Source organism: Nostoc sp. CmiVER01, from assembly GCF_034531135.2.
GTDB lineage: Bacteria > Cyanobacteriota > Cyanobacteriia > Cyanobacteriales > Nostocaceae > Nostoc.
This window is the reverse complement of the sequence record NZ_JAVRBU020000002.1, coordinates 22,638-48,861: the sequence shown is the minus strand read 5'-3', so window position 1 is coordinate 48,861 and position 26,224 is coordinate 22,638. Positions and strand designations below refer to the sequence as shown.

Annotated in this window: 19 protein-coding genes; 8 read left to right on the top strand and 11 right to left on the bottom strand. The window is 41.7% G+C overall.

The genetic code is table 11. The annotated features are described in order from the left end of the window. Positions 1 to 155 precede the first annotated feature (155 nt). The 4 genes from RMZ43_RS02810 to RMZ43_RS02795 all read right to left on the bottom strand — a co-directional run bounded on the left by RMZ43_RS02810 (position 156) and on the right by RMZ43_RS02795 (position 8,501). Complete coding sequence (locus RMZ43_RS02810; RefSeq protein ID WP_322654727.1) at positions 156 to 5,369, bottom strand: eIF2A-related protein; 5,214 nt, start codon at positions 5,367 to 5,369, stop codon at positions 156 to 158. After that, positions 5,339 to 6,676, bottom strand: coding sequence for a P-loop NTPase fold protein (locus tag RMZ43_RS02805; protein WP_322654728.1), 1,338 nt, complete (start codon positions 6,674 to 6,676; stop codon positions 5,339 to 5,341). The genes RMZ43_RS02810 and RMZ43_RS02805 overlap by 31 nt, the downstream gene beginning before the upstream one ends. 682 nt (positions 6,677 to 7,358) lie before the next feature. Further along, positions 7,359 to 8,216 (bottom strand): SDR family NAD(P)-dependent oxidoreductase, encoded by an 858-nt coding sequence (locus tag RMZ43_RS02800; RefSeq protein ID WP_322654729.1) that lies wholly within the window; start codon positions 8,214 to 8,216, stop codon positions 7,359 to 7,361. 54 nt (positions 8,217 to 8,270) lie between these two features. Next, positions 8,271 to 8,501, bottom strand: coding sequence for a hypothetical protein (locus tag RMZ43_RS02795; RefSeq protein WP_322654730.1), 231 nt, complete (start codon positions 8,499 to 8,501; stop codon positions 8,271 to 8,273). Between the two features lie 503 nt (positions 8,502 to 9,004). Between RMZ43_RS02795 and tatC the strand changes: the two genes are divergently transcribed. After that, a complete protein-coding gene (gene tatC, locus RMZ43_RS02790) occupies positions 9,005 to 9,799 on the top strand; it encodes a twin-arginine translocase subunit TatC (protein ID WP_109011576.1) in 795 nt (264 codons plus the stop codon). Between the two features lie 53 nt (positions 9,800 to 9,852). Here the strand turns inward: tatC and RMZ43_RS02785 are convergent, their stop codons facing one another. Continuing rightward, positions 9,853 to 10,641, bottom strand: coding sequence for a DUF4058 family protein (locus RMZ43_RS02785; RefSeq protein ID WP_322654731.1), 789 nt, complete (start codon positions 10,639 to 10,641; stop codon positions 9,853 to 9,855). Positions 10,642 to 10,701: 60 nt separating this feature from the next. Next, positions 10,702 to 11,010, bottom strand: a complete 309-nt coding sequence (locus tag RMZ43_RS02780) for a DUF3067 family protein (protein ID WP_322646887.1) — start codon at positions 11,008 to 11,010, stop codon at positions 10,702 to 10,704. A gap of 228 nt (positions 11,011 to 11,238) precedes the next feature. Between RMZ43_RS02780 and petC the strand changes: the two genes are divergently transcribed. From petC to RMZ43_RS02755, 5 genes are all read left to right on the top strand, one after another. Then, entirely contained in the window at positions 11,239 to 11,778 is a 540-nt protein-coding gene (gene petC, locus RMZ43_RS02775) for a cytochrome b6-f complex iron-sulfur subunit (protein WP_322646888.1), read from the top strand. A gap of 154 nt (positions 11,779 to 11,932) precedes the next feature. Next, positions 11,933 to 12,934: a cytochrome f gene (petA, locus tag RMZ43_RS02770; RefSeq protein WP_322654732.1), complete on the top strand. Its 1,002-nt coding sequence runs from the start codon at positions 11,933 to 11,935 to the stop codon at positions 12,932 to 12,934. Positions 12,935 to 13,538: 604 nt separating this feature from the next. Next, a complete protein-coding gene (locus RMZ43_RS02765; protein WP_322654733.1) occupies positions 13,539 to 13,733 on the top strand; it encodes a heavy-metal-associated domain-containing protein in 195 nt (64 codons plus the stop codon). Positions 13,734 to 13,975: 242 nt separating this feature from the next. After that, positions 13,976 to 16,294: a heavy metal translocating P-type ATPase gene (locus RMZ43_RS02760; RefSeq protein ID WP_322654734.1), complete on the top strand. Its 2,319-nt coding sequence runs from the start codon at positions 13,976 to 13,978 to the stop codon at positions 16,292 to 16,294. Between the two features lie 19 nt (positions 16,295 to 16,313). Continuing rightward, positions 16,314 to 16,541, top strand: coding sequence for a hypothetical protein (locus RMZ43_RS02755; protein ID WP_322654735.1), 228 nt, complete (start codon positions 16,314 to 16,316; stop codon positions 16,539 to 16,541). A 35-nt stretch (positions 16,542 to 16,576) separates the two neighbouring features. Here RMZ43_RS02755 and RMZ43_RS02750 read toward each other — a convergent pair whose 3' ends face one another. Further along, positions 16,577 to 17,011: a heavy metal-responsive transcriptional regulator gene (locus RMZ43_RS02750; protein WP_322654736.1), complete on the bottom strand. Its 435-nt coding sequence runs from the start codon at positions 17,009 to 17,011 to the stop codon at positions 16,577 to 16,579. A 519-nt stretch (positions 17,012 to 17,530) separates the two neighbouring features. On the opposite strand from RMZ43_RS02750, the gene RMZ43_RS02745 reads away from it, so the two are divergent. Next, positions 17,531 to 18,619, top strand: coding sequence for an aromatic ring-hydroxylating dioxygenase subunit alpha (locus RMZ43_RS02745; protein ID WP_322652297.1), 1,089 nt, complete (start codon positions 17,531 to 17,533; stop codon positions 18,617 to 18,619). A gap of 419 nt (positions 18,620 to 19,038) precedes the next feature. Here the strand turns inward: RMZ43_RS02745 and RMZ43_RS02740 are convergent, their stop codons facing one another. The 3 genes from RMZ43_RS02740 to RMZ43_RS02730 form a co-directional block, all read right to left on the bottom strand. After that, positions 19,039 to 19,293 carry a hypothetical protein gene (locus tag RMZ43_RS02740; RefSeq protein WP_322652298.1) on the bottom strand — a complete coding sequence of 85 codons (255 nt, stop codon included), beginning with the start codon at positions 19,291 to 19,293 and terminating at the stop codon, positions 19,039 to 19,041. Then, complete coding sequence (locus RMZ43_RS02735) at positions 19,290 to 19,958, bottom strand: hypothetical protein (protein ID WP_322652299.1); 669 nt, start codon at positions 19,956 to 19,958, stop codon at positions 19,290 to 19,292. The genes RMZ43_RS02740 and RMZ43_RS02735 overlap by 4 nt, the downstream gene beginning before the upstream one ends. A gap of 92 nt (positions 19,959 to 20,050) precedes the next feature. Next, the gene (locus RMZ43_RS02730; RefSeq protein WP_322652300.1) at positions 20,051 to 22,039 is read right to left on the bottom strand and encodes a heavy metal translocating P-type ATPase; all 1,989 of its coding nucleotides are present in this window, start codon (positions 22,037 to 22,039) and stop codon (positions 20,051 to 20,053) included. A gap of 535 nt (positions 22,040 to 22,574) precedes the next feature. Here RMZ43_RS02730 and RMZ43_RS02725 point away from each other — a divergent pair. Further along, a complete protein-coding gene (locus RMZ43_RS02725) occupies positions 22,575 to 22,955 on the top strand; it encodes a hypothetical protein (protein WP_322646902.1) in 381 nt (126 codons plus the stop codon). A 472-nt stretch (positions 22,956 to 23,427) separates the two neighbouring features. Here the strand turns inward: RMZ43_RS02725 and RMZ43_RS02720 are convergent, their stop codons facing one another. Continuing rightward, complete coding sequence (locus RMZ43_RS02720) at positions 23,428 to 26,106, bottom strand: DEAD/DEAH box helicase (protein ID WP_322652301.1); 2,679 nt, start codon at positions 26,104 to 26,106, stop codon at positions 23,428 to 23,430. Positions 26,107 to 26,224: the final 118 nt, after the last annotated feature.

The following is a 26,224-nucleotide window of genomic DNA, read 5'->3' as shown; positions in this document are numbered from 1 at the left end:
CTCGAATTGTTACTTTTAAATATTTCGGCTATGCTGGTATGTTTTTACAATGTCCAAAGTTGTGTTCTAAGTGATAACCTTTAGTCTTAAGTGTATTGTTATTTTGGTTTTCCCTGTGATTATTGCTCGACATTGCCTTTCATAATTATTCTGCGTCACCTACTAGGACATAAGTCGCGATCGCTCTTCATTACCTTCTGATTAGTCTGCAAATAATCATGTAGCAAATTGCAACCCCGTGCCAGCAATTTTTCTAGTTCGATATCTGCCAAATTCTGGAAAATTACTGTACCATTGCCACTACCCGCAGCCAGAGTCTTGCCGTCATTACTGAAACTGACGCTGGTTAACTCTTGCTTATCACCCTTTAAAGCAATCAGCAACGTCCCTTCTCGGCTCCAAATTCTCACTTTGTCATCACTGCTAGCGGCTAAAGTTTTACTATCGGGGCTAAAACTCACACTGATGAAACTATCGCCATCGCCTGTAAGATTATTTAGCAGATGACCGTCGCGGCTCCAAATCTTCACCGTGTTATCAATACTAGCCGAAGCGATCGCTTTTCCATCTGGCGACCAAGCAACCCCATTTACCCGGCGACTATGACCAGTTAAGCTGTATAGCAATTTACCATCTAAATTCCAGATTTTCACGGTTTTGTCATCGCTGGCTGAGGCTAGCAACTTGCCATCAGGGCTAAAGCTTACCCAATTCACTGCATCTTGATGTCCCTGCAAGGTGTTAAGCAGTTTACCGTCACGATTCCAAAGCTTTACTGTTTTATCTTTACTAGCTGAAGCAATTACTTGACTATTAGGCGACCAAGCAACACTCAAGACGGTATCATCATGACCATGTAAAGTGTTAAGCAGTTTACCGTCACGATTCCAAAGCTTTACTGTTTTATCTTTACTAGCTGAAGCAATTACTTGACCATCGTGGCTGAAACTAACGCCCCAAACTTGACCTTCATGCCCAGTTAATGTATGTAGTAGTTTACCGTCTCGACTGAAAAGTTTAATAGTTTTGTCTCGACTTGCTGCTGCTAAGGTGCGATCGTCTGGGCTAAAACTGATGCTAGTTACCCAGTCATTGTTATCGGCTTTGGGCTTTCGCTGTAACACATCGTCCAAATGCCAGAGTTTAATAGTTTTGTCACGACTTGCAGAAGCCAAGGTGCGACCGTCTGGGCTGAAACTGACGCTATTTACCCAATTATTATGTCCTTTCAGGGTTCCCAGCAACATACCTTCAGAACTCCAGAGTTTAATTGTCTCATCGGTACTTGCAGAAGCGATAAGCCCGTAGGGCATGGCTTCTCTACGAGATGCTTTGCGAATGCTTACCGCTTTCCCATCACGGCTAAAACTGACGCTGGTAACTCCAGCACTATGCCCTGATAAGGTTCGCAGTAACTTACCGTCTAAATTCCACAGTTTGATTGTCTGGTCTAAACTAGCAGAAGCAATAGTTTGGGCATCGGGCGACCAAGCTACACTCAAGACTGCATCATCATGTCCCTGAAAGGTTTTTAGCAGCTTACCATCCCGATTCCACAATTTCACCGTCTTGTCAGCACTCCCGGAAGCAATGGTTTGTCCATCGGTTGACCAAGCGACGCTTAAAACTGCACCATTATGTCCCTGCAAAGTTTTGAGCAATTTACCATCCCGACTCCACAGTTTCACTGTCTTGTCGCTACTCGCTGAAGCAATAATCTGACCATCTGGGCTAAAACTGGCACTATTTACCACACCTTGATGCCCTACTAAAGTAGCAAGCAGTTCACCCTCTCGACTCCAAAGTTTCACCGTCTTATCTTGACTGGCGGAAGCAACGATTTGGCTATCTGGGCTGAAACTGACGCTATTGACTACATCTTCATGTCCCGATAACGTTTTGACCAAGCTACCATCGGGATGCCAAAGTTTGATTGTAGTATCCGCACTGGCTGAGGCAATTAAGGTGCGATCAAGGCTAAATGTAACACTATTTATCCCAGATAGATGCCCGTCGAAACGGTTATATTCTCTTAACCCAGAAACTGCTTGATATAGTGCCGTCTGTACTTGTTCTCTAGTATTGGAATCTACCCAAACTGTCTGTTGTAATTTTCTCCCTGCTTTTAAGCTTTCTTTTAAAGCATCAATACCTTTTTGGGATGCAAATAAGGCTTCACTAGATGCACTGAGGGTTTTAATTTCGCTATCTACTGCTGTGACGATGGAAACACTTAATCCCAATATGGCGAGAACAGAAGCAGTCAGCGCAATTTTTAATGAACGATTTAATTGAGCTTCACTTAACCTTTGTTTCTTTTGACTTTCTGCGAGTTTAGCTGTTAATTCTTTTTCTTTTAGTTCAGCTCGTAATTGCTCAATTTCTAACTGACTCAATTCTTCGCGCTTGTGTAACTCCCGCAATTCTGTTAATAAATCCAAACCCTGTTGAGGATAAGGATCTACTAATTGCGATCGCTGCTCATTTTGGCTAAGTTCACTCTTAAGTCGCTCAATCTCAGCTTGACTCTGTTCTACTTTGTAGCGCAGCTGGTTAAGTTGTACCTGTAAGCTCGATTCTTGTTGTTGCAGGTAGCGAATCAAGTCTACTAAATAATCGTGAATCAGTTGATAGCGTTCTGGTACATCAGGGAATAGTACCACTAAACCGGAGCTAACTAAAATCTCTAATACTAACTCTAATTTACTAGCATCTTCTAATTCTGCTAGCTGCGTGGCTAACTCAGCACGAGTTTTAAAAGGTCGGTTGTTACTTTCATCTGTTAATAAGTATAAGACGAGTAACGCGGCTCGTTCATTTTCTGGCCCGCAGTCTTTAATCAGTTCCTTAAGATATCGCTCGATGAGTTTGTTCGGTCTATATGGCTGATATTCTTCTAGTGTAGTAATTCGCTCATCTTGAATTTGCGCTCCTACAACTTGCAATTCAATGGGGCGGACTTCTCCAAATCCTGTTGATAAATCTTCGATTAAGGCATCAATTAAAGCAGGCTCTAAATTCAACTGCGATCGCTCTGTTAATTTTCGGATAATTGCTTTAGCATATTCTGGCGAAAAATTATTTAATTGGTAGCGAATATGTTTGTCAAGAATATTATTATTAATCGCTTCCAGTGCTGAAACATGTTTAAAGTCTAATAAACGATGTAAATAATCTTCTCGCAAAGAAAGGATAACTTTAACAAAGGGTATATTCAGGCAGTCGCTAATAAATTTATCAAATTCTTGCTTTTGATTGCGATCGCTATAACCAAAGAAAAATTCTTCAAACTGGTCAAAAATTAAAACTGTGATTAGATGGTTATCAGCATTTTCTTTTAGTTGTTGTAAAATTTCTAAGATGGTGATGGGTGTGTCAGAGTAGGGCAAAGTTTCCGCTTCCATAGCGGCTTCTGCTTCTGGGATGATGTCAGCATAGATGGCTAGGGATGCGTCATTAGACATCGCCTCACTTAAAGATTTTCCTAATTCCCGTGCCCAATCGGTGTAAACTTGCAGTACTACAGGTACAGCTATTTGATCGCCAATAGCTCGATTTTGCAGTGCTGGAACTAAGCCCGCAGTTACAATGGAACTCTTACCTACCCCTGATTGACCGTGAATCACCGTCAATTTTCGATCAGCACGGCTAATTCTCCCAATTAAGTTATTAATATCACGCTCTCGCCCAGAAGCTGCAATTTCTAAAGCAACGCTGCTACTCCCAGAAGGTGACATCAATGCTGGGTTTGTCGCCTGTCTTTGGGGTTGCAAACGTCCAGCACCGATGAAAGCCCGAAAACCGTACTGCTGCTCAACAGAACGCCGTTTCTGGCGAATATAATAGGCTTCCAAATATCGCCCTTCTTCAAAGTAGAGCGATCGCAGTGTCCGCAATAAGCGAATATAACGATGGGCATCGTATTGATGGGCGCTGCTTTCTAAGGCTCCTGGTAGTTCTTTTGTCGCTTTGTCTAAGTATTCACGGGCTACTTCTAACTCACCTATATTTCGCTGTGCTTTCGCTAAAACTAAATAGTAAATTTGCCCCAACAGTAACGGAAATAAGCAGTTATAAGGGTCATTATGTTTTTGCGCCTCACCTAATTTCAGCAGTGATACGTGTGCTAATATACTCGCCTGTACCCACCGCGATTGCTGCACAGCCACTTGCGCGAGAAAACCGTAGTCACAAGCTAATTGGATTTGACTACCATAAGTTTGATGCAACTCCAGAGACTTTTGGGCAACCGTCTGCAATTCTTGCCACTCTTGCAGATATTGCAAAACTTCCGCGAGTTGACTAATAAATCCAGCAACTATGTCTGGACGACCAGCCACCTGTAAGATAGTCAAGCACTGCTGAAAATAAGATTTAGCAGTGTACCAATGACGGCGGTTTTCTGTTTGATTTTGCTCTGCTAGACGGCAATAACATAGCCCAATATAAAACAACAAGATTCCTTGTCGCAGAAGCAATGGAGATGGCCGATTAGGAGGCGTAGGCGAAGAAAAAACTCCCCCTGCCTCCCCTGCCTCCCCTGCCTCCCCTGCTCCCCCTACTCCCCCTACTCCCTCATCCCCTTTCTTCGCCAACTGCTGCCAAACTTGCAAGCTTTGCTGAAAATGGTTTAAAGCTGGATTAATGCGATCGCTAATATAATCATCTAGACCAAAAACAAATTCTAAACTCGCGTGTAATTCTGGCTCTAAGGTAATACCACGATTGTGCAACTCTCTAATGGCAAAGTGGAGTTCATAGCTATGTTCCCAGACTTGCTCCACAGTGGAATAATGCTTTGCAATTTGAGGAGGTTGGTGTTGTGTAGCATCGCTTGATAACACCGTCGCAAATAAAGAGTCAGTTTCCTGTTGCAAAAATTCCAGCAATGATTCAGTTGTCATCTCAAACCGAATCGGTGTCGCCGCCCAACTTGCAAAATCTGGCGCTAAACGCACTACCTTTTGCAATACTTCCTCATTCATCCACACAATCATCGGGAATGGGTGGCGTTTACGAAATTCATCACGAATATGATTAATAGAGCTAAGTAGATCGTCAAGTCCATCTACTGACTCTAAACCCAAAATCATCAACGCCGAGGGCGGATTATCTTGGTTTAGCAGTTGTAAATGAATACTTGTGTAAAGGCTTCTAGCATTATGCGACAGAACTACCTTTTGAATTCGGTGTACTCCTGAAGAGAGTTCTTCGAGTCGTTGCAGCATTCGCTCTTGCAAAACCCGATAATTGCAGCACACCAAAACCAGAGAGAATTGACCGCTAGAAAGGGTAATTGCTCTCCCCAAACTTCGTAAAGCACGCTCGTTTGCTGCTCTTATATCTGCTTGTGGGTGTCGTTCAACCATGATTTAAATTTTTCCGTCTCTGCTAAAACTGGGTTGACGGCAAACCAAGCTCCCTGATGATCACGGTATTCAAATACAAATAAACTTCGCAAGAGAGCATGGTATTGTATATCACCTCTAACTCTCTGCTGTTGCACCACCTGAAAGATTAATTCCCACTCATGAGGATCGATGGCGTTGGCTCGGTAATCCCGTTGTCTTTGAATTACCAATTCAACACATTCCCGCTCAAAGGGTGGATCTTGTTCTCGCAGACAGTCAAACAGTAACCCTAGCAAGTCGCGTACATGACCACCACTAATCAGGCACAATCGATCTAAGGTTTCCCGACTATCAAACACCTCTGTAATTAAGCGTAACCGATCGCTAGGTAAAATGTCTGGAAAAGCTCTAGCTAGCACCATTTGCTGCATCATTCCTAGCCCTTGGGTGAAAATCTCCCCAGAGCGCAAACGTACAGGTATCATCGGTAACATCTTTGGTGCGACTCCTCCCCCTAAACGATGCTGAAGTTCGGCGCTATCGTTGGAGAAAGTCAGGGCTAAGGGAATAGTGTAGACTACATGACAATTTAATTTGCGTAACTGTTCACCCCGTTCAATAAATAAGTATTCTGGTAGCGATCGCCCCGATGGTAAAGGTCGAATTGCGACTCTATCCAAGTTATCAACAATAACTACCAGTCCTTTTTTACCCCTGCTTTTCAGTTCTTTGTTGGCACGTTCTAACAATTCTTGATTAATTGACTGTAAAATATTTGCTGTTCGCGGTTCTAAATAATCTCTTAAGCGCCGCCGCAATTGGGGACTTTCTTTCGTTTTAGCGGTAATTTTGGCAATCCCTACAGATAATTCTGCTTCTACGCCAAGGTCAATTGGTGTTTGCAAAAAATCCACAACTTCACCAAACAATTTGGTAAAGTAGGTAGGTTTGAGCCTAATTTTCATTGCTTCTAGGCTTTGACTCACTTGACCGGCGATCGCCAACAAAATATCAGTCACATCCACATCTGCCATTTCTAAGACATGGGTAGACTCAAAGTAAACAACATGAAATTGCTGCACTTCTAACTCAGCTTTGAGCCGCAACAACTCTGTTGATTTTCCACAACCGAGATGTCCTGTAAATAGTTGACAGGTTGGAACATCTGGCGATATTCTAGCGATCGTGCGCTGTAAAGCTTCGATAATTTTGCCACCCCGCACCGCAGCAAAATCGATATAGTACCTGCGATCGCTGGCATTTCCTATAATTAGAGGTCTGCTCGGATTGCAAGCCTGATAAAATCTTTCTAAATCTAGGAGCATAACTAATCGAGTTCACTCAGGAATAGGGATGACAAAATCTACTGATTAAATATATTGGTTTTAGGGAATTGAACCCTTGATTGTAAGTACACTAAGTACATCTCACCTAAACTACTAACTAAACTAGCAGCATTCAGAATAATTGTTCATATATAGGAATCGTATTTGATTTTTGAAATTATCTATGTGGGCGGGGAGTAGGGAGTAGGGAGTAGGGAATTAGGCTTTTCGATCTGTACCGAGCTTTTTCAGAAATCAAACATTAGTCCTATATAAGTTATGTGTAGCACATCGTAATGCTGATATTTGGTTTTAAGTAAGCAGAAATACTACTATAAGTACAAATAGCAAAAAGACCTTATCTTAAATAAGGTACTCTTATGAATATTAAAAATATCTAACACAAAAAAAGGTACTGTTAAGTACAATTTTCTAGTGTTTTTGAATAAAGAGTTTTGTTACAGCAATTTTGAGCTTAATCTCGTTGCTAAATCATGATTTTGTCAACGAAAAAGATCCTTTTGTCAACGAAACACATCTTTTTGCTAACGAAACACATCTTTTTGTCAACGAAACACATCCTTTTGTCAACGAAAACCATGATTTTGTTAACGAAAACCATGATTTTAGCTACAACAGCTATTGCATTCAGGGTAACAGCCTCTGAAAAACGGGAAGTAATCTACAAACCCATTGAGTATAAAATAACGCGATCGTGCAGCTTATCGGGCAAAATATGCTTTAGCACAGCTCCAATTTTGGCATCTTGTCCAACAAGATAGCGTGTTTTGGGTTTTTTTGCAGTCAGCGCATGAACAACAGCCTGAGCGACAATATCCGCAGAAATTCCCCTAGCTGCGATAATTTGCATTTTCTCACGGACAATATTCATCGCCTGACCGTAGAGACTTTGTGCTGTTTGGGATAGATCGTGCTGTGCTATTTCAGATTGACTTAACGACTTTTCCCAGATTGGGGTAGCGATGGAACCAGGCTCAATAATTGAAACCGAGATTCCCCAAGGGCGTAACTCCATCCGCATTACATCATTGAGTGCAACGAGGGCAAATTTGGAAGCATTGTAAGCGCCCAGGAATGGCGTCGGGCTTCTACCAGAAATGGAACCCATATTGACAATTCGGCCCCGGCTCTGGCGTAATAGACCAAGAAATGCTTGTGTCACTGCTAATTGTCCAGTGACATTAACTTGCATCTGGTGTTGAAATTCTGCGATCGCTAATAATTCCAACGGGCCTGGGACAGCAATTCCGGCATTATTCACTAAACCTAAAATCCCCGCACCACCGACTGCATTTGTTACTCGATCAACAGCAGCTGCGATCGATTCAGCGTCAGTAACGTCTAAAAAAATCGGAATCAGCCTTTGTGATCCTTTCTGTTTAAGTGTTTGAGCATCAATATCTTGACGCACCCCAGCAAAAACAGAGAAGCCCAACTGGTCTAAAAGCAAAGCACACGCCTGACCAATTCCTGTTGATGCTCCTGTAACCACTACTGTGCGCTGATTTCCTGCAACCATTAACTCTCTCCGTATGATGATGAAATTACTGAAATTACGAATTACGCATTAGTATTAATCTCTGCAAGTACCAGCACGAAGACAATCTTCGGTTTGGTCATCTCTAGCTGATATTTGCCACGGGAATTTATCTAACTGAGAATTTGTGCTGTAAACAACTAGAGCAGTTACTACGGGAAGCTGGTTTTCGACAATTGACATGTCACCACTACAAGTATTGCCTAGTTGAGCATTGTATAAATACACAGGCAATGCCATCAGTCCAATGCAAATTGTCCGATTCATAACACCTCAGCAAAAAATTTCCGATTACGCTATGTATGTATAGATACCACCTTGATGAACCGGATTTCCAAACTGAGTATTGTTATGATGTTGTGTCAATTTACTCAGCGCTAGCCGCAGAGACGTAATTTCTAAATTATCGGTTCCACTCTTTTTTTAGGTTAAACATTGCCTACAAGATGGCTTACTACTAATTTATGCAGATGCAATCCGAAAAAACAGGACAAAAAACCCACAGCATTGAAAAACATATCTTGCTAGCCGCATTCCCCAGATAAAATATGAAGAGTGCTGAGTCACCGCAATGGCCGATGACCAACAAAAAAACATACAAGCCCATAAATAACAGGACTTACGCAAAAATTGCCAAAAAGCTTAATTTATCGAACCGCCAAGACGCCAAGAACGCCAAGAATTGGTAGAGTGTGCGTAAGTCCTAAATAAATTAAATTTAGGGGATTGTTAATTTTAAATTTTGAATTTTAAACTCGGAGCGAAGTGACGTGACGCCTTCACAAGACGTAGATACTATAAACGTTCCCAACATCGACCCAGAAGAATATGACAACTCAGACACCGATCCTCTCGATGAGTTGCCAGGTGAAGTTGAAATGTCCCTTTTTGACCATCTAGAAGAGTTGCGACAGCGCATTTTCTATTCGCTGATTGCTGTAGCGGTGGGTATTATTGGCTGTTTCTTTGCCGTTAAGCCGATTGTCCAACTACTTGAGGTTCCCGCACAAGGAGTAAAATTTCTTCAACTTGCACCCGGAGAATATTTCTTTGTCTCCGTGAAAGTTGCAGCATACACTGGCCTCATACTTACTAGTCCTTTTATTCTTTACCAGATTATCCAGTTCGTGCTTCCAGGACTAACCCGCCGTGAGCGCCGGATACTGGGGCCTGTGGTTTTAGGTTCGAGTCTGTTATTTGGAGCAGGGTTAGTATTTGCCTATTTACTCCTTATCCCCGCAGCGTTGAAATTTTTTATCAGCTACGGAGCAGATGTTGTTGAACAACTTTGGTCAATTGATAAATATTTTGAATTTGTGCTGCTACTGTTATTCAGCACTGGTTTAGCATTTCAAATTCCGATTATCCAACTGTTGCTCGGTAATTTGAATATTGTCTCGTCTGAACGAATGGTTGCTGGTTGGCGTTATGTGATTATGGGAGCAGTCGTTTTAGGAGCCGTGCTGACACCTTCTACTGACCCTTTAACTCAAAGTCTTTTAGCGGGAGCAGTTTTAGGGCTTTATTTCGGTGGTGTTGGACTGGTGAAGCTTACAGGTAAATAAAATAGGGAATAAGTGATAAGTGACAGGGAATAGGTAAAATTATTAACTAATTACTAATTATTCCTTAAACCTTGTTCGCGTAAGAAGGTATCAGACCATACAGCGTCTTCAGATTTTAAGGGTGGTACTGGTTCTTTATTATAATCAATTGCTAAGTAATATCTGGCACGATTATATATACCATGCAATAAAGATTGCAAATCTACAATCGGTTCTGTATCTTCTGACTGTAACGGTAATAGAAATACGGGAATCGTTTCTCTGACGTTAAATCCATATAATTTAGCTTGAGGACGTGTTTCACTTCTGCTAACAATAATTTGATAATCTGTTACAGGCACTTCCCCTAAAATTGACATGGCTTTTCCACTTCTAAGTAAATCAATTTCGATTAAGTGAGAAAGACTAGCTAAAACTTGTTTGCGTTTCAGTTGATATGCTTTTCTGCCTTCGCCTGGGCGTTTATTTTTAGGAGATAAAACTTCGATAGAAGTTACCACAAAACCTGTAGAAACTTCTCGAATTTCTAAGTAATTTTCCGTGATATGTTCAGGTAACGGTATCATTACCGTAATGCCTTCTGACGTTTCTGTTTGGGTAGTAGTTGATGAATATTGCTGCGATGATTTGTGTTGAGAAAAAATAGAAACATCAGGTATACCAAATAATACAGAATCTGAGTCATCACTTAAATAAGTACGTTGTTCAATTGCAACTCGATACTGTGGGGGAATATTTTCTTCAATAGTATCTGCTATAGCTGTAATGAATCGATGATATAATTCTGACCAAAACACAGGATTTTCTAAATAAGGATTCATTCCGGGAAATGGAGAATTCATAGTTTTACTATCCTGAAATCACGGATTAGGATAATTCTAAATTAAGGAAGAAAAACTTGGTCATAATATCCATTCCGAAGAACGTTCGCCCAAATCTAGAGGAATGCTGACAGCTTTGCCAAGGCGGGGGCGATCGCGTGTTTGGGTAATATATGTTTGTACCTGCGTTGACCCACCCAAGGCATGAAGATAATTAGCAATGGTGTCAAGATGCTCTTGGTACTCCGCCTCGGTTAAGGGAAAAGAAGCTTGCTCCAAGTATTTCCACATGACTTGCAAAAATATCTTTCCCTGTGTCCGTCGAAACTGGACATCATAGGAATATCCCCACTTATCAAGCAACATCTGACGTAATTCCTGTCCTGTCATAGCTTTTCTCAATCAGATTTTACATTTAGTTATGATGTTAAGTTCCGTGACTCCAGTATGATAAGGATATAAAGAAATGTAATGCTAACAGAAAAGATGCTTTTTATATCTTGGAATAAAGAAGTATGGCATCTTTGTGAGCGCTAGCATTTCGACTTAGACAAGAGTTCCTCAAGTACAGTACTTTTGTCAAAATGCTTAACAAAATACACAAAGAGCGCGTAGATTATGGCTCAATTTTCTGAATCAGCAGACGTGCCCGATATGGGGCGTCGTCAGTTCATGAATCTGCTCACTTTTGGGACTGTCACTGGAGTGGCTCTGGGTGCATTGTATCCCGTTGTCAACTACTTTATTCCACCCGCAACCGGTGGTGCTGGTGGCGGGACAACGGCAAAAGACGAGCTAGGTAACGATGTTAGTGTCTCTAAATTTCTAGAAAACCGGAATGCAGGCGATCGCAACCTAGTCCAAGGGCTAAAGGGAGATCCTACCTATATTGTGGTAGACAGCAAAGAGGCGATCAAAGATTATGGCATTAACGCCATCTGCACTCACTTAGGTTGTGTAGTCCCCTGGAACGTTGCAGAGAACAAGTTTAAGTGTCCTTGTCATGGTTCCCAGTATGACGAAACTGGTAAAGTTATTCGGGGCCCAGCACCGTTGTCTTTACCTTTGGCCCATACCAATGTAAAAGACGACAAAATCGTTTTGACCCCTTGGACTGAAACCGACTTCCGCACCGGTGATCCAGCTTGGTGGGCTTAATCATTTTGTCCTTAGTCCTCTCTTACAAAGTTCTGTTCGGAGGAAACCTCCGCTCAGACTTTGCGCTTTGTTTAGGGCTTAATGACTAATGACTAATGACTAATGACCAATGACCAATGACTAATGCCTAATTCAATCGTTGCCCTTATTAGAGATGAGAAATGTTTTCTTAAAAGCGAGGTTAACTCGCAGCGCTAGAGCGATTGTTAAAACATTGCTCATAGCGATCGCTACTGTGACATTTTACTTCACCAGCGATCTAGCCCTTCCTCAATCAGCTGCCGCCTATCCCTTTTGGGCACAGGAAACCTATCCCGAAACCCCCCGCGAACCAACCGGGCGGATTGTTTGTGCCAACTGTCACTTAGCAGCCAAGCCGGCAGAAGTGGAAGTTCCCCAATCGGTGCTACCTGACACTGTATTCAAAGCTGTGGTGAAAATTCCTTACGATCTTAGCGCCCAGCAAGTTGGTGCCGATGGTTCTAAGGTTGGCTTGAATGTCGGTGCTGTACTGATGCTACCCGAAGGCTTTAAGATTGCTCCTGAAGACCGTCTTTCCGAGGAACTTAAAGAAGAAATTGGTGAGACTCCTTTCCAATCCTACAGCGAAGACAAAGAAAACGTCGTCATCGTTGGTCCCTTACCAGGTGAACAGTATCAGGAAATCGTCTTTCCAGTTCTTTCTCCCAACCCCGCAACTGACAAAAAGATCCACTTCGGTAAATATTCAGTCCACCTGGGTGCTAACCGGGGACGCGGACAAGTTTATCCTACTGGCGAAAAGAGCAACAACAATGTTTACAACGCTTCCGCTACTGGCACAATTACCAAGATTGCCAAAGAGGAAGATGGAGACGGTAACGTTAAATATCTAGTCAACATCCAACCTGAATCTGGTAATGTTGTCGTTGATACGATTCCTTTAGGGCCAGAATTGATTGTTTCCGAAGGACAAGCAGTTAAGACTGGTGAAGCTTTAACCAGCAACCCTAATGTCGGTGGATTCGGTCAACAAGATGCAGAAATCGTATTGCAAGATGCCTCTAGAGTCCAATGGATGATTGCGTTCATCGCTCTTGTAATGTTAGCTCAAGTTATGCTGGTGCTGAAGAAGAAGCAGGTTGAGAAAGTTCAAGCTGCTGAGATGAATTTCTAAATTCTTTGCTAAATCATTCTTTGTAGGACAGGCATGTTGCCTGTCTTTTTTATGGTTTTAAATTGGCGTTGCTAAATTTAGGTTTAAACTTCCGGCAAACGCAGACGTAGCAGAATCGTAGATTGGGTTGAACTTTAGTGAAACCCAACAAAGCCTTGATAATGTTGGGTTACCCTACCAATACTTTTCGGATAAACCCAATAATCTCTCTTTTGGTCTGGGGAAAGGTTAAAGGGCAAAGGGGAAAGGTAAATTCAAACCCTTTCCCTTTCCACTTTCCCCCTTAACCGAAAAGTATTGGGGTTACCCTACGGGATCTTGCTACGTTCCTCAACCCAACCTACACTAGTTTTATTTTTTAGCCTTAACTCAAGCGTATTGGGGCATAGTTAGCATTTGTATTTTTTGCAGTTTATGTACTACGCCTGTAAAGAAATTTGAAGTTTAGCGAAAAACTTTTAAAAATCTCTAGACTCTCTAGCCGACTAGAGAGTCTAGGATAAATTTAAGGCGACTCTGTTTCCAGTTATTTCTGAGTGTTGACTGGTTTCCCACAGTCATCCACTTTGTTTTAGCTAGCTGTTCCACTCTATCCCGTAAATCTATGAATCTCCAACTCACAGTTCCCGACATGGCTTGTTCTGCTTGTGCAAGTACCATCACCAAAGCACTTCAGGCAGTCGATGCCAATGCTAGCGTTCAGGCTGATCCTACAACCAAGCTTGTCAGTGTAGAAACTCAAGCATCAGAAACAGCAATCAAGGAAGCGTTAGCTGCTGCTGGCTATCCAGTTGTTTAAAGAAAGGAGATTGGGGACTGGCGACTAGTAGTCTGCCAACCCAAAAATGCGCTTGTGAGGGCGCAGGAATTGGGGAAAGGTTAAAGGTTAAAGGAGTAAACATCTTTTCCCTTTCCCCCTTGCCCTTTACCCCGCCAAATTTCCTTGGCGAACTACTAGGGACTGGGTGGTGAGATTCTTCTCTATATCCAATCCCTAATCCCCAATCCCTAATTCCCAATCCTTAATTCCCAATTTCCAGCATGGATACTCTCACACTCAAACTTCGAGGCATGAGTTGCGCCGCTTGCGCCAACAACATCGAAAAGGCAATTCGCTCTGTTCCTGGGGTAAGGGACTGCAACGTTAACTTTGGAGCAGAACAAGCCGCCATCAAGTACGATCGCTCTCTAGCCAATTTAGAGAAAATCCAAAGTGCGATCGCATCTGCGGGATACTCTTCTTACTCACTCCAGGAAGAATTGCTTACCGAAGAAGATGATGCAGAGAAAGCTATTAGGCAAGCTTTACAACGCCAATCCCTCAAGGTAACAGTGGGAGGTATTATCAGCATTTTCTTATTTTTGGGGTCGTTGCCCATGATGACTGGGTTGAACTTGCCCTTAATTCCAAGCTTCTTACAAAATCCTTGGATACAGTTAGTGCTAACAACCCCCGTCGTCTTCTGGTGTGGTGGATCTTTTTACCGCAATGGCTGGAAATCTCTCAAGCGTCATACGGCAACGATGGACACACTGATTGCTTTGGGTACAAGTGCAGCCTATCTATATTCTTTATTTGTTACTGTTTTCCCGAAATTTTTTATTGTTCAGGGCTTGATACCTCATGTTTATTATGAAGTTGCCGCCATTGTAATTACCTTAATATTATTAGGACGGTTACTAGAAAATCGTGCTAGGGGACAAACTTCTGAAGCTATCCGCAAACTCATCGGATTGCAAGCTAAAGATGCCAGAGTCATCCGTGATGGAATAGAAATTGATCTTCCCATCGCCGAAGTCAGAATTAATGATGTGATTTTGGTGCGTCCTGGTGAAAAGATTCCTGTAGATGGTGAAGTGATTACAGGTGCTTCGACGGTAGATGAAGCGATGGTGACGGGTGAAAGTTTGCCAGTCAAAAAGCAGCCAGGAGATGAGGTGATTGGGGCGACGATTAACGGTGCAGGTGCTTTTCAGTTTCGGGTGACACGAGTCGGAAATGATACGTTTTTGGCTCAAATTGTCAAACTAGTGCAACAAGCACAGGGTTCTAAAGCACCAATTCAGCGTTTGGCAGATCAAGTTACAGGATGGTTTGTACCAGCTGTGATTGCGATCGCGATCGCTACTTTCGTCATTTGGTTTAATTTCACAGGCAACCTCACCTTAGCAACAATGACAACGGTAGGTGTACTAATTATTGCTTGTCCTTGTGCTTTGGGTTTAGCTACCCCCACTTCTGTAATGGTGGGGACTGGCAAAGGTGCAGAAAATGGCATTTTAATTAAGGGTGCAGACAGCTTAGAACTAGCACACAAAATTCAAACTATCGTTCTAGATAAAACTGGTACTTTGACTGAGGGTAAACCCACTGTTACAGACTTTGTAACTGTCAACGGCACAGCTAATGGTCATGAAATCAAGCTTTTACAGTTAGCAGCAACGGTAGAACACAATTCTGAGCATCCTTTAGCAGCAGCAGTGGTGAAATATGCCCAGTCTCAAGAGGTGAGTTTAACACAAGCAAAAAACTTTCAGGCTAATGCAGGTAGTGGTGTTCAAGGAGTTGTTTCAAATCAGCTTGTGCAAATTGGTACACAACGCTGGTTAACAGAACTTGGAATTAACACCGTAAGTCTCCAGCAGTATAAAGATGACTGGGAAGCGGCTGGTAAAACAGTAATTTTGATTGCTGTAGATGGTGAACTGCAAGGGGTAATGGGTATTGCCGATGCCCTCAAACCTTCCTCAACAGCAGTAGTGAAAGCCTTACAAAAGTTAGGTTTAGAAGTAGTAATGCTTACCGGGGATAATCGTAAAACTGCTGATGCGATCGCAAACCAAGTTGGCATCCAACGAATCTTTGCCGAAGTCCGTCCAGATCAAAAAGCAGCGATTATTCAATCCCTTCAAAGAGAGCAGAGGAAGCAAGCAAACAATTATTATTCTTCCTCATCCCCCCACTCCCCACTCCCCACTCCCCAATCCCTTGTTGCAATGGTAGGCGATGGTATAAATGATGCCCCAGCCCTAGCACAAGCTGATGTAGGAATCGCTATTGGCACGGGAACAGATGTAGCGATCGCAGCTAGCGATATCACTCTGATTTCTGGCGATTTGCAAGGAATTGTAACAGCTATTCAACTTAGTCGCGCCACCATCAACAATATCAGGCAAAATCTCTTCTTTGCCTTTATTTACAACGTTATTGGTATTCCCATTGCGGCCGGAATTTTGTTCCCCATCTTTGGTTGGTTACTCAATCCAATTATTGCCGGCGCTGCGATGGCTCTTTCTTCGCTCTCTGTTGTTAGTAATGCCCTCAGATTGCGTAATTTTCAACCAAAAACTATCTCATAATTTCAGGATAATTTTGGAAATGTTCAGTAAAAAAATGCTTTGGGGAAGCCTAACAGCTTTAGTGCTTCTCACTGGAACATCGGGCGTAGCATTAGCAGAAATGACAGCCCACTCACCAGAGCAAAACAGCCAATTTCACCAGATCGAGCAACCTTTGGGCTTGAAAGTTGGGGTTGCGATCGCTGGTTTAGCCTTAATTGGACTAGAGTTATGGTGGTTTCTTCTCTATAAAAGTCCTGAGTCATAGATGAGGAACAAAAAAATTGCTTTATTTTTTAATTTTTAATTCCGCCCTGCGGTACTACTGTTTTGAATAATCGGACAAATTGTATCCTCATGCTGTCTGCCCATATTCTTCCAGCCTGAAAGTAATCCCTTTATTTCAGACCGTAAAGTTACCAACTGATCAATTTGGTGATCAATTTGCAAGAGTTTCTCTTCAAGCTTTTCTTGAATTTCACCACAAGGAGCTTGTCCTTGGTCATAAACCTGAAGAATATTTCCGATCTCCTCTAAGCTAAGACCAAGATTTTGTGCCCTTTTAATAAATGCTAGACGAGTCAGCACATCCAATGAAAACTGACGGAAGCCTCCCTCTGTTCGTTTTGATGATTTAATTAAGCCTAAACTTTCGTAATAGCGAATTGTCCTAATGGGGATTTTGCTTATATCTTTTACCTGACCAATTAAAAGCAGTTTTGTCTCCTGAGTTAACACGGCAGATTTTCCCAGCTACTGTAACTATTATTACATATTTTTCTTGTTAACTCATTTGATTTAGCAAAATGTTAGCGTCAGTAGTTTAAATTTTGATCTAGTTAGAGAATGTTTGAAAAGTGGTATCTTGTGCTTTTAATCACATTTTTACCCCCCTTAATCCCCCCGATATATTGGGGGGAAACAAGAAAAATCTGGTTCCCTCCCCTTTATAAGGGGAGGGTTAGGGTGGGGTAAAAAATATGTGATACATGAATCATGACTTTTCAAACATCCTCTTAGAGATATTAGTAAGTTCTGAGTTTTCAAATATCCATTAAAAATAGATATTAGATTATATAGACTGATATTTAGCTAGCATAATTTTAACATTTTCAATAAACTTAGCCCAATATTTCGTTTTTCTAGTTTTCTCCATTGATTGGGTAGCTGTTTCTCATGGTACTGAAAGTAACTGTTTTTTTCTAGTTGTCATGTTACTTCTAGATCAACAGCTTCACCTCAAGTGAAACCATAAAAATGAATCTCAACTCGCAGACTTTTAGCTCAAACCGTAAACCTAAAAACTTCAATAATCCAGAACATTTTATTGAGGGATGGTATTGGGTAATACCCTCTCGAAATCTGCGGGTGGGTGAAGTAAAACCTGTCACGATTTTGGGCAGAGAACTAGTGATTTACCGGGGTAAAGACAAAAGAGTAACTACCTTTGATGCCTACTGCCCACACATGGGCGCTCACCTTGCTGAAGGTAAAGTTGAGGGTAATGCACTACGTTGTTTTTTCCACCATTGGAAGTTTGATGCTGAGGGGATGTGTATTGATATTCCATGTTTAGATACACCGCCTTCTTTGAAATTACAAACTTGGCCTACTGCTGAGAAATACGGCATGATTTGGGTTTGGACTGGAGAAATACCACAACAACCTTTACCTTTTGTTCCAGAGTTAGAACAAAAAGAGTGTGATGTAGCCATCCATTCTCACTTTGTGATGAACTGTCACCCCAATGTGGTGATGATTAATGCGATTGATGCTCAACACCTCAATACAGTTCACCAATTGCCACTAGAAATTATTTTTGAAAGACACGAACTGAACGAAAATGCAATTATCTTCAGTAATACTACACCTATCAAAGACAATTTCTTTTTGATTAAGCTCATCCGTCTTTTCTATAAAAATGTCATAACTTACAGTATTTGCTATTGGTACGGTAGCATTGGCATTGTGACACTTGGCCCTGATTTCTTCCATGTCCACATGATGGTTGCAGTTCGTCTCTACGAAGGGGGAAAAACTGAAGGCCAAGTTCTGTTGATGACTAAAAAACGTAAAGGAATTTTTGGTTGGTTATGCAATCGAGTTGTGCTATGGCTGACTAAGATTGTGGCTAGGTACTTTCTCATGGGTGACATCAAGATTCTTCAAACAATTCAGTTTGATTTGAAAACTCCAATAAAAGCAGATCAGTCAATCATGCAGTTTATTAACTATGTTGAAAAACAGCAATCCCTAATGTGGGGGACTTGGCAAGAAGCGCGATCGCGCGATGTGGAAAGCAAGCCCAAACGTGAGAGATGGCAAGATAAAATGAGTAATGACTAATATGATGTCTATATGCCCAGAATTCTGTCAGGCTGCTCAATCAATTAAATGCACGCGAAATCATAGCATTGTCAACAATTTTTGCAACAAATGAATCGGCTCTAGGGGCGTATATCTGTACGTCCCTAAAAATGTAGGTATATCAGGTATTTCGTCAAATTGTATAACAATTAATAAAAGTTCAACTAAATTAGTTTTAACTTTTAATTTATTTTTTACTGGGCTACAAGAATAAATAAAAAGAAGTGGCAAAGCCACTTCCTAATTCCCAGGTAGAACCTAAGTTATGAGTATAACCACTACAAAAATTTGAAATAGTATAAATCAACACCAATTAACTTAATATCTATGTTTTCCTTATTTTCTGGGTTAGGAAATCCTGATTCTCATCAGCTAAATAACTGTATATTTACATAGCCTCATAATTGCAATGCAGACTCAATTTTATCCAGTTCATTGCTAAGATGTGCTAGTTTTGCCTCTTCATCAAGAAGTTGCTGTTCTAATTGAAACTTAACTGCTGTATCAGCCTCAATAGTTACAGCTTTCGTCATCTGCTTAAACTTCTCGCTGCGGATGTCAAATTCTGCCTGAAGTGCGTCTAGTTTTTGTTGCGATCGCCTTTTATGATCTATAGACTTATGAGTGCCGTGTAAATGTGAAACGGTTATCACTGACTTGGATTCAATAGAAGAATAATTTCTTCTAACCTGATTCCCAGAGGTTTCCAATGGAGATTACTAGAAGAAAAAGTACTATCCCCAGATACCGCTTGGTAGTCATTGGGATATTTCTGAGCAGCATTAGGAGCAGTATCTACTCGCAGGATGAGTTTGCCCTGATAGCTAGATAATCGGCTACTATCTAACAAAATAGTACCGCCGTAGTCCCACGCCAATCCATAGAGTTTAAAATCACCTAATTTCTTACGTAACTCACTCAATGGGGTTCCCACTCCGATACCTTCGCGGGTTTTCCAAGCCCAACCCAAGTTACGCACATCTAGAGGTTTAGTACGAGTATTATCACTCCAAACTACTAGCAGAGAGCGTCCCTGATTTAGATTTACCTGAGTAGCTGCAAAACTACCAATTCCTTCAGCACCAGAAATGGTTTTATCAACGAGATGAGATGCACCAAATAGCTTGGCTAAATCTTGCTTGGTGGTTGTGCGTGTTATCGGCCCAATTCTTTCCCCAGGAACGATTAAAGTGTCTTTTAACGGTTGCGAGCGTGCATTAGTTGGCGGTTGATTGGTTTTATGGGGTAATGCAACTACTGGGTTAGTTAATAGTAAAGCTAATGCAGCTATAGCGATACCTTTAATAGATTGGTTCATAGTCTACCTCTGCGGGAATTTGATTTAGTTATTGCTTTTGGGTTTTAACTTATACAATTTCCCAATTACGGATTCCCGATTTCCCAATAATTTTATTTCATCACTCTAGTCGCGTTAAAAATTGCTAGTATTGCTACTCCCACATCAGCGAATACTGCTTCCCACATTGTTGCTACGCCTAAAATACCCAATCCAATAAATACACCCTTAATGAATAAAGCAAAACCAATATTTTGCCAAATAATCTGCCTTGTTTTTCTGGCGATTTGGATTGCTTCTGCTACTTTTGAGGGTGCATCTGTCATAATCACAATGTCGGCAGTTTCGATCGCCGCATCTGAGCCTAACCCACCCATTGCTATACCAACATCTGCTCTAGCAATCACTGGCGCATCATTAATGCCATCCCCAACAAAGGCAACTTTACCATGCTTGCCAGCAGTGCTAAGTAACTTCTCAATGGCATTGACTTTTTCTTCTGGTAATAACTCTGCTTCATAAGCATCTATACTTAGCTGTTGGGCAATCCGGGAGGCGATCGCTTGATTATCTCCTGTTAACATTACTGTTCTCTTTACACCCATTCCCTTGAGTACTTGAATAGCAAGTCTTGCATCTTCTTTAAGTTCATCAGCAATGACAATATACCCAGCGTAAATATTATCTACTGCTAGATGAATAACTGTTCCTTCTAATTGGCAATTATCGTGAGTAATACTCTGTTTATGTAATAAGCGATCGCTTCCCGCTATCACTACCCTATTTTCAATCTTGGCTCTAATTCCATAGCCTGCTATCTCTTCATAATCTCTTACCTCAAATTCATCGATTTTTCCACCATAAGCTTTGCGGATAGATTGAGCGATGGGATGATTTGAGTGCAATTCTACTTTGGCAGCTAATTGCAGCAATTCTTGTTCAACGTAGCCATTTGACGGTACTATTTTTGCTACTTTAAATACACCCTGAGTTAGCGTTCCAGTTTTATCAAAAACAACTGTATTCACTGCATTTAAAGCATCTAAAAAAGTAGAGCCTTTAACTAAAATACCGCGTTTAGCTGCACCTCCTACGCCTCCAAAATAACCTAAGGGAATACTGATAACTAGTCCACAAGGGCAGGAAATAACTAGTAAAATTAGGGCGCGATAAACCCATTCTGAAGAAGTTGCGCCAGCAATGAATAAAGGAGGTAATATTGCAACTGCTAGAGATAGAAAAACTACTATTGGTGTGTAATATCGGGCAAATTTAGTAATAAATTTTTCTGTTTCTGCTTTTTTACTTTTGGCATTTTGCACCAAGTCTAAAATCTTGGCAATGGAAGAGTCATCAAAGAGTTTTGTTACTCTAATGCTGAGAACACCCATTTTATTAATCATCCCAGCCAAAACTGTCTCGGATAGCCTCACCGATCGCGGTACAGACTCTCCAGTTAATGCAGATGTATCGACTTGTGAATTCCCATCTATAATCTCACCATCTAAGGGAATCTTTTCCCCAGGTTTGACGACGATAATATCTCCAATATTTACTGTATTTGGGGATACTTTTTTTAATTCTCCCTCTGTTTGAAGATTGGCATAGTCTGGACGCACTTCTAATAAAGCTTTGATGGAATTACGAGAACGGCTAACGGCAATATCTTGAAACAATTCCCCAATTTTATAAAATAACATCACTCCGACAGCTTCGGGTAACTTATGAATTGCGATCGCCCCTAGTGTCGCTACTGCCATTAAAAACGTTTCATCGAATATTCTACCTTTGAGGATATTGCGCCCAGCAGTTTTTAGAACACTCCATCCACTTAATAAATAAGCAGGGATAAAAAGCAAATATTCACCTATTGAGTAGAATGTATTGTGTAATTGATTCTCAAAAATTATACCAGGCGCATATAAACTTAAAATCCCTACCAAAGGCAATAGCTCATCTTTCAGATTGAATTCTCCACCGTGATCATGATTGTGATCATGGTTATGATTCTCATCATGATTATGATCATGGTTATGATTCTCGTGATGATCATGTTCACAGCTGCAACAACCTGAAGATTCTGAATGTACTTTATGCTTCATTTTTTCTATTGAGGCAAGTAAATTAATTGATATCTCAGCCTTTTTCCAAATGTAATAAAAAAAAGAACTTTTTACAAGTTGATAATTTAAGAACGAGAATCTATATCAAATTTATTGTTCAATATTTATCCTATTTTTTAGCCGAAATTAAGCTTTTTAAGCTTCTAAAGATAGCTATACTGATTCTTAATTGTATAGAATAATGTACGAAATGACTTTTGTTCGTAGTCAACAATTTATCGCTCTGTATAAGATTTCAAAAGGAAATTGCTGACATCAAGCCAGTAATCACCATCTTGGAGATATGGAGCGGATTTAAATTCGCTGAAGTAGACGACTAAGATTTTAAAACCAGATATCAAGCCTGTTTGACTTCTAAGTTCTGCTGTAGCAACGAATTTGTAATCAAACTAGGTAGCACAGGAACATTCTTGGGTAACAAGTGTCAGGCTAGCTATTCTTAGGGAAAATCCACTTGAAGTTTGAAAGTGAATCGAATACCCTAAACTAGTAGACAATTTTCTCTAGTAAATCTATGAACAAAAAAATTCTTCTGAATTTGCTTTCCACTTCCTCAATCTTTATGTCGATGATGTCTACACTGGTGGCATTTCATCCTGCCCATGCTAGTACTTCTATTACACAGCGATTACTGCACACAGAAGACGGTCGTACCTGTATCACTAACCCACATGGTGGAAAAGATTTTGTGTGCATTCGAGATTCAGAGAGAATACATCCGTATACTTCTGCTCGTTCCGCAACTATTGTCACATCCGTATCAAATCAAAATATTGCCATGTTGAATTTTACTGACGCGGAAAGCGATCGCGCAATTCAGTTATTTGGCTGTGACTGTCCATTATGTATAAATTCTTTGCGGCAGTTGCAGGGTACTGGGAACTTGGTGTATTAAGATTGAAAAGCGCTGATAGTGACTATAACTTCTGTTAGATAGACGTGATTATTCACGTATAGAACATATACGAAACCAAACAAGCATTTTTAACTAAATACCACTACTAGTCTGTCAAATTTAAATTAATAGGTTACGAAGTTCGTAGTAAGCACTAAAGTCCTTACTACAAACCTTCAAAACTAGCTTGGACATCGTACTACATATTTGGTCAAATCTAAATTCATTCTTGGGGCAGTTTGTAGGGGCAATTCATGAATTGCTCCTACAGCGTCATTTTTACATAAGTCCTGAAACAAAAAGACGCACAGAAATTATCAAATATTCTGTAATATCATGTCCGCTTGATTACTTATTAAACCCGAAGAACCTCACACCGCCAAAGTTATGGTTTGTCTCCCGGGTTGGGGTGGGTTGCAATAACTGTGGGAATCATAACTATTGATGCGGACATGATATAACAGCGTCTTGTTTATTCAACCACCTCATTCACAGGGAATCTATCAATCAACTGCATCGCTCGATAAGCATTACGTTGGAAAGAGTCTGGTAAATGGGGAACGTGGGGTATTTGTGATAATAAATCCAACGTCCGTCGTAAAATTCTCACTACGTCGCCTTCATCCAAAGTGGTGTTCTCGCAGAGTTCTATCCACTCCATTCCTAGCGCCCATTGTTCCACGATTGCAATTAACTCAAACTCCAACCATATAGGCAGCGCTACATTATACCGCCGTTGTAGTTGGAACATTTGGCGGCGAATTCCCCGCAACTTTGCTAAGGCTTCTGCTACTTCATTACTAAGCTCAAAGTTAACCTTGCTATCTGGACGGGGAGTTTCCATCACCAAAGCGGCGGCGGCGGCGGCTAAATGATGCGGATCTAAGTTGTCCAATTCACCACTAGCGAATACTAAACCAAGCCACAATTCATTCTCGCCTCGAATGGCGGCAGCAATTCGCCCTAATACTGTGGGCACTAAGTTATCTAAAGCGCCAAAGTGTTGCAGAATTGCGATTAAATTGAGAAATTCTTCCCAATGACGTTGTGACTGTTGCTCTACTTGCTCTTGCAACTGTTCAAGTTCGGCTTCTAGTTCGACATAGCGGGCCCGACGCTTGAAAAGCGTGGCAGCATTGCCTGATTGATGTAGAGGATGAGCTTCTAATTGCTCTTGGATGGCAACAGTGCGACTGAGTTGTTCTGCTACTTCTGGTGCCAGATTCAAAGATTCTACCGGATTGGGAATACGCGTGGCGATCGCAAAGGTTTCTTGATTACCCCGGCGTGACTGTCCTGGCTTCAAAGGCATCTCTGGCGGTGGTAGTAAATCAGGTGGCACTTCAATTCGCGGTAGTTCGGCATACAAATCGACTACATCCCCTGTTGTTGCCACATACCAACGGTTATCGTGCCCCAAGCATACCAAGTAAGGAGCTTGACCAGAACCCGGCGATTTGCCCACTAACACTGCGGTTACGGGTGTAGACACTGTAATGTTTTTACCTTTGAGACTCAACAGAGTTCCTGACACTGCAAAGCCCAACATCATCCCCAATTCTTCTTGTCTATCTTCCTGCGCTTGCTCTTGCAAGGTTTTCAATATCTGGCGTTCTACTTTCAGACGTTGCCGCAATTTCTCATAAACAGCCAGTTCATTTTCATCAACTGCGGCGATTTGCTCATGAAGTTGAGCTAATTGTTTTTGCAGTTCGGCAATCTCATCGTATTCTGGTCTTAGATGCAAGGTTGCCATGTACTGCCCAAAGCTGCGTTCTATGAGTTCCCTGGTTTGCTCTAGGGTGTGTGTTTGCAGCAAGTTTAGTACCATGCCATAACTGGGCGTAAACTGGCTGACAAGGGGGTCTGGCTTGGATGTTCCCAAATACGCCGCTTCTTTGGCTCCTTCAAAGGGAGTTTGGACTGTCACCACATGACCTTGTTTATCCATCCCCCGGCGGCCTGCGCGTCCCGCCATTTGCAAGAATTCGGAAGCGTTCAACAGGCGGTGTCCAGTATCAGTACGCTTGGAAAGGGTAGAAATTACCGTTGTCCGGGCAGGCATATTAATTCCCGCCGCTAATGTTTCAGTAGCAAATACTACTTTAATTAGTCCCTGCTGAAATAGTTCTTCTACCAGCGCTTTCCAAGCAGGTAAAATTCCGGCGTGGTGGGCAGCAATTCCCCGGTATAGGGGTGCAATTTGCCCAGAACGCCCTGCTTCTGGATTGCGGGCTAAGAAGTCATCAATCTGTTGCCGTAAAATCTGGGACTCTTCATTATTTACCAGCCATAAATCACCAACTTCTGCCACGGCTTTATCACATCCCCGGCGGCTAAAGATAAAGTAAATCGCTGGTAGCATATCCCGTTGCTCTAATTGGCTCAAGGTAAAAACAATTCCAGGAGCCTCTGGTCTACCATTTCTCCCCCTCTCCTTTTCTCCCCCTCTCCCTTTCTTCTTTTGAATAAGGCGGGGGTTAATTTTGGTTTTGCTATCATTCAGCAGAGGAAATAACCCTTTGGGATTGCAAAAGTAAAATTCCAAGGGGACTGGGCGAAAATCGGAGTAAATTAGGTCAGTTGGGCCGTGAACGCGATTTAGCCAATCGGTGAGTTGATCGCTGTTGGCAACCGTTGCTGAGAGGGCTGCCAGTTGGACTTCCCGGGGACAATAGATGATTGATTCTTCCCAAACAGTACCGCGCTGGCGATCGTTCATGTAGTGGCACTCATCAAGTATCACCGCTTCAACGTCTACTAATGAGATGCCGACTTGCCCAATGGGTGTGCCATAGAGCATATTTCGGAAAATTTCTGTGGTCATTACCAAAATTGGTGCATCTCTGTTAATGGAAGCATCTCCAGTTAAAAGTCCAACTTGATCAAACCCGAATTTTTCTCGAAAGTCACGCAATTTTTGATTCGACAGCGCCTTTAGGGGAGTAGTATAAAATACACGTTTTCCTCGTGCCAGAGCGCGATAAATAGCGTATTCCCCGACTAATGTTTTGCCCGAACCTGTGGGCGCACATACGACTACGGAGCGTCCGGCGTTTAGGGACGCGATCGCTTCTTTTTGAAACTGATCCAGATCAAAGGGAAATATAGACCCTAAGTCAAGTTCTGGAGACGGTGCAGGATAATTCACTCAATCACATTTGCAACCAGATTGTTTACTATACTAACGAGTCTTTTGTCAACTTCGTTAGGGGTAGAGGGGAGTGGGGAGTAGGGAATAGGGATTAGGGGACTAGGAATAATAAATT

Bases quoted from the DNA above. Each gene is read 5' to 3' on its own strand.
- petA (WP_322654732.1), top strand. From the start codon at position 11,933: ATGAGAAATGTTTTCTTAAAAGCGAGGTTAACTCGCAGCGCTAGAGCG.
- petC (WP_322646888.1), top strand. From the start codon at position 11,239: ATGGCTCAATTTTCTGAATCAGCAGACGTGCCCGATATGGGGCGTCGT.
- RMZ43_RS02745 (WP_322652297.1), top strand. From the start codon at position 17,531: ATGAATCTCAACTCGCAGACTTTTAGCTCAAACCGTAAACCTAAAAAC.
- RMZ43_RS02805 (WP_322654728.1), bottom strand. From the start codon at position 6,676: ATGCTCCTAGATTTAGAAAGATTTTATCAGGCTTGCAATCCGAGCAGA.
- RMZ43_RS02760 (WP_322654734.1), top strand. From the start codon at position 13,976: ATGGATACTCTCACACTCAAACTTCGAGGCATGAGTTGCGCCGCTTGC.
- RMZ43_RS02725 (WP_322646902.1), top strand. From the start codon at position 22,575: ATGAACAAAAAAATTCTTCTGAATTTGCTTTCCACTTCCTCAATCTTT.
- RMZ43_RS02800 (WP_322654729.1), bottom strand. From the start codon at position 8,216: ATGGTTGCAGGAAATCAGCGCACAGTAGTGGTTACAGGAGCATCAACA.
- RMZ43_RS02780 (WP_322646887.1), bottom strand. From the start codon at position 11,010: ATGACAGGACAGGAATTACGTCAGATGTTGCTTGATAAGTGGGGATAT.
- RMZ43_RS02755 (WP_322654735.1), top strand. From the start codon at position 16,314: ATGTTCAGTAAAAAAATGCTTTGGGGAAGCCTAACAGCTTTAGTGCTT.
- RMZ43_RS02795 (WP_322654730.1), bottom strand. From the start codon at position 8,501: ATGAATCGGACAATTTGCATTGGACTGATGGCATTGCCTGTGTATTTA.
- RMZ43_RS02765 (WP_322654733.1), top strand. From the start codon at position 13,539: ATGAATCTCCAACTCACAGTTCCCGACATGGCTTGTTCTGCTTGTGCA.
- RMZ43_RS02730 (WP_322652300.1), bottom strand. From the start codon at position 22,039: ATGAAGCATAAAGTACATTCAGAATCTTCAGGTTGTTGCAGCTGTGAA.
- RMZ43_RS02810 (WP_322654727.1), bottom strand. From the start codon at position 5,369: ATGGTTGAACGACACCCACAAGCAGATATAAGAGCAGCAAACGAGCGT.
- RMZ43_RS02785 (WP_322654731.1), bottom strand. From the start codon at position 10,641: ATGAATTCTCCATTTCCCGGAATGAATCCTTATTTAGAAAATCCTGTG.
- RMZ43_RS02735 (WP_322652299.1), bottom strand. From the start codon at position 19,958: ATGAACCAATCTATTAAAGGTATCGCTATAGCTGCATTAGCTTTACTA.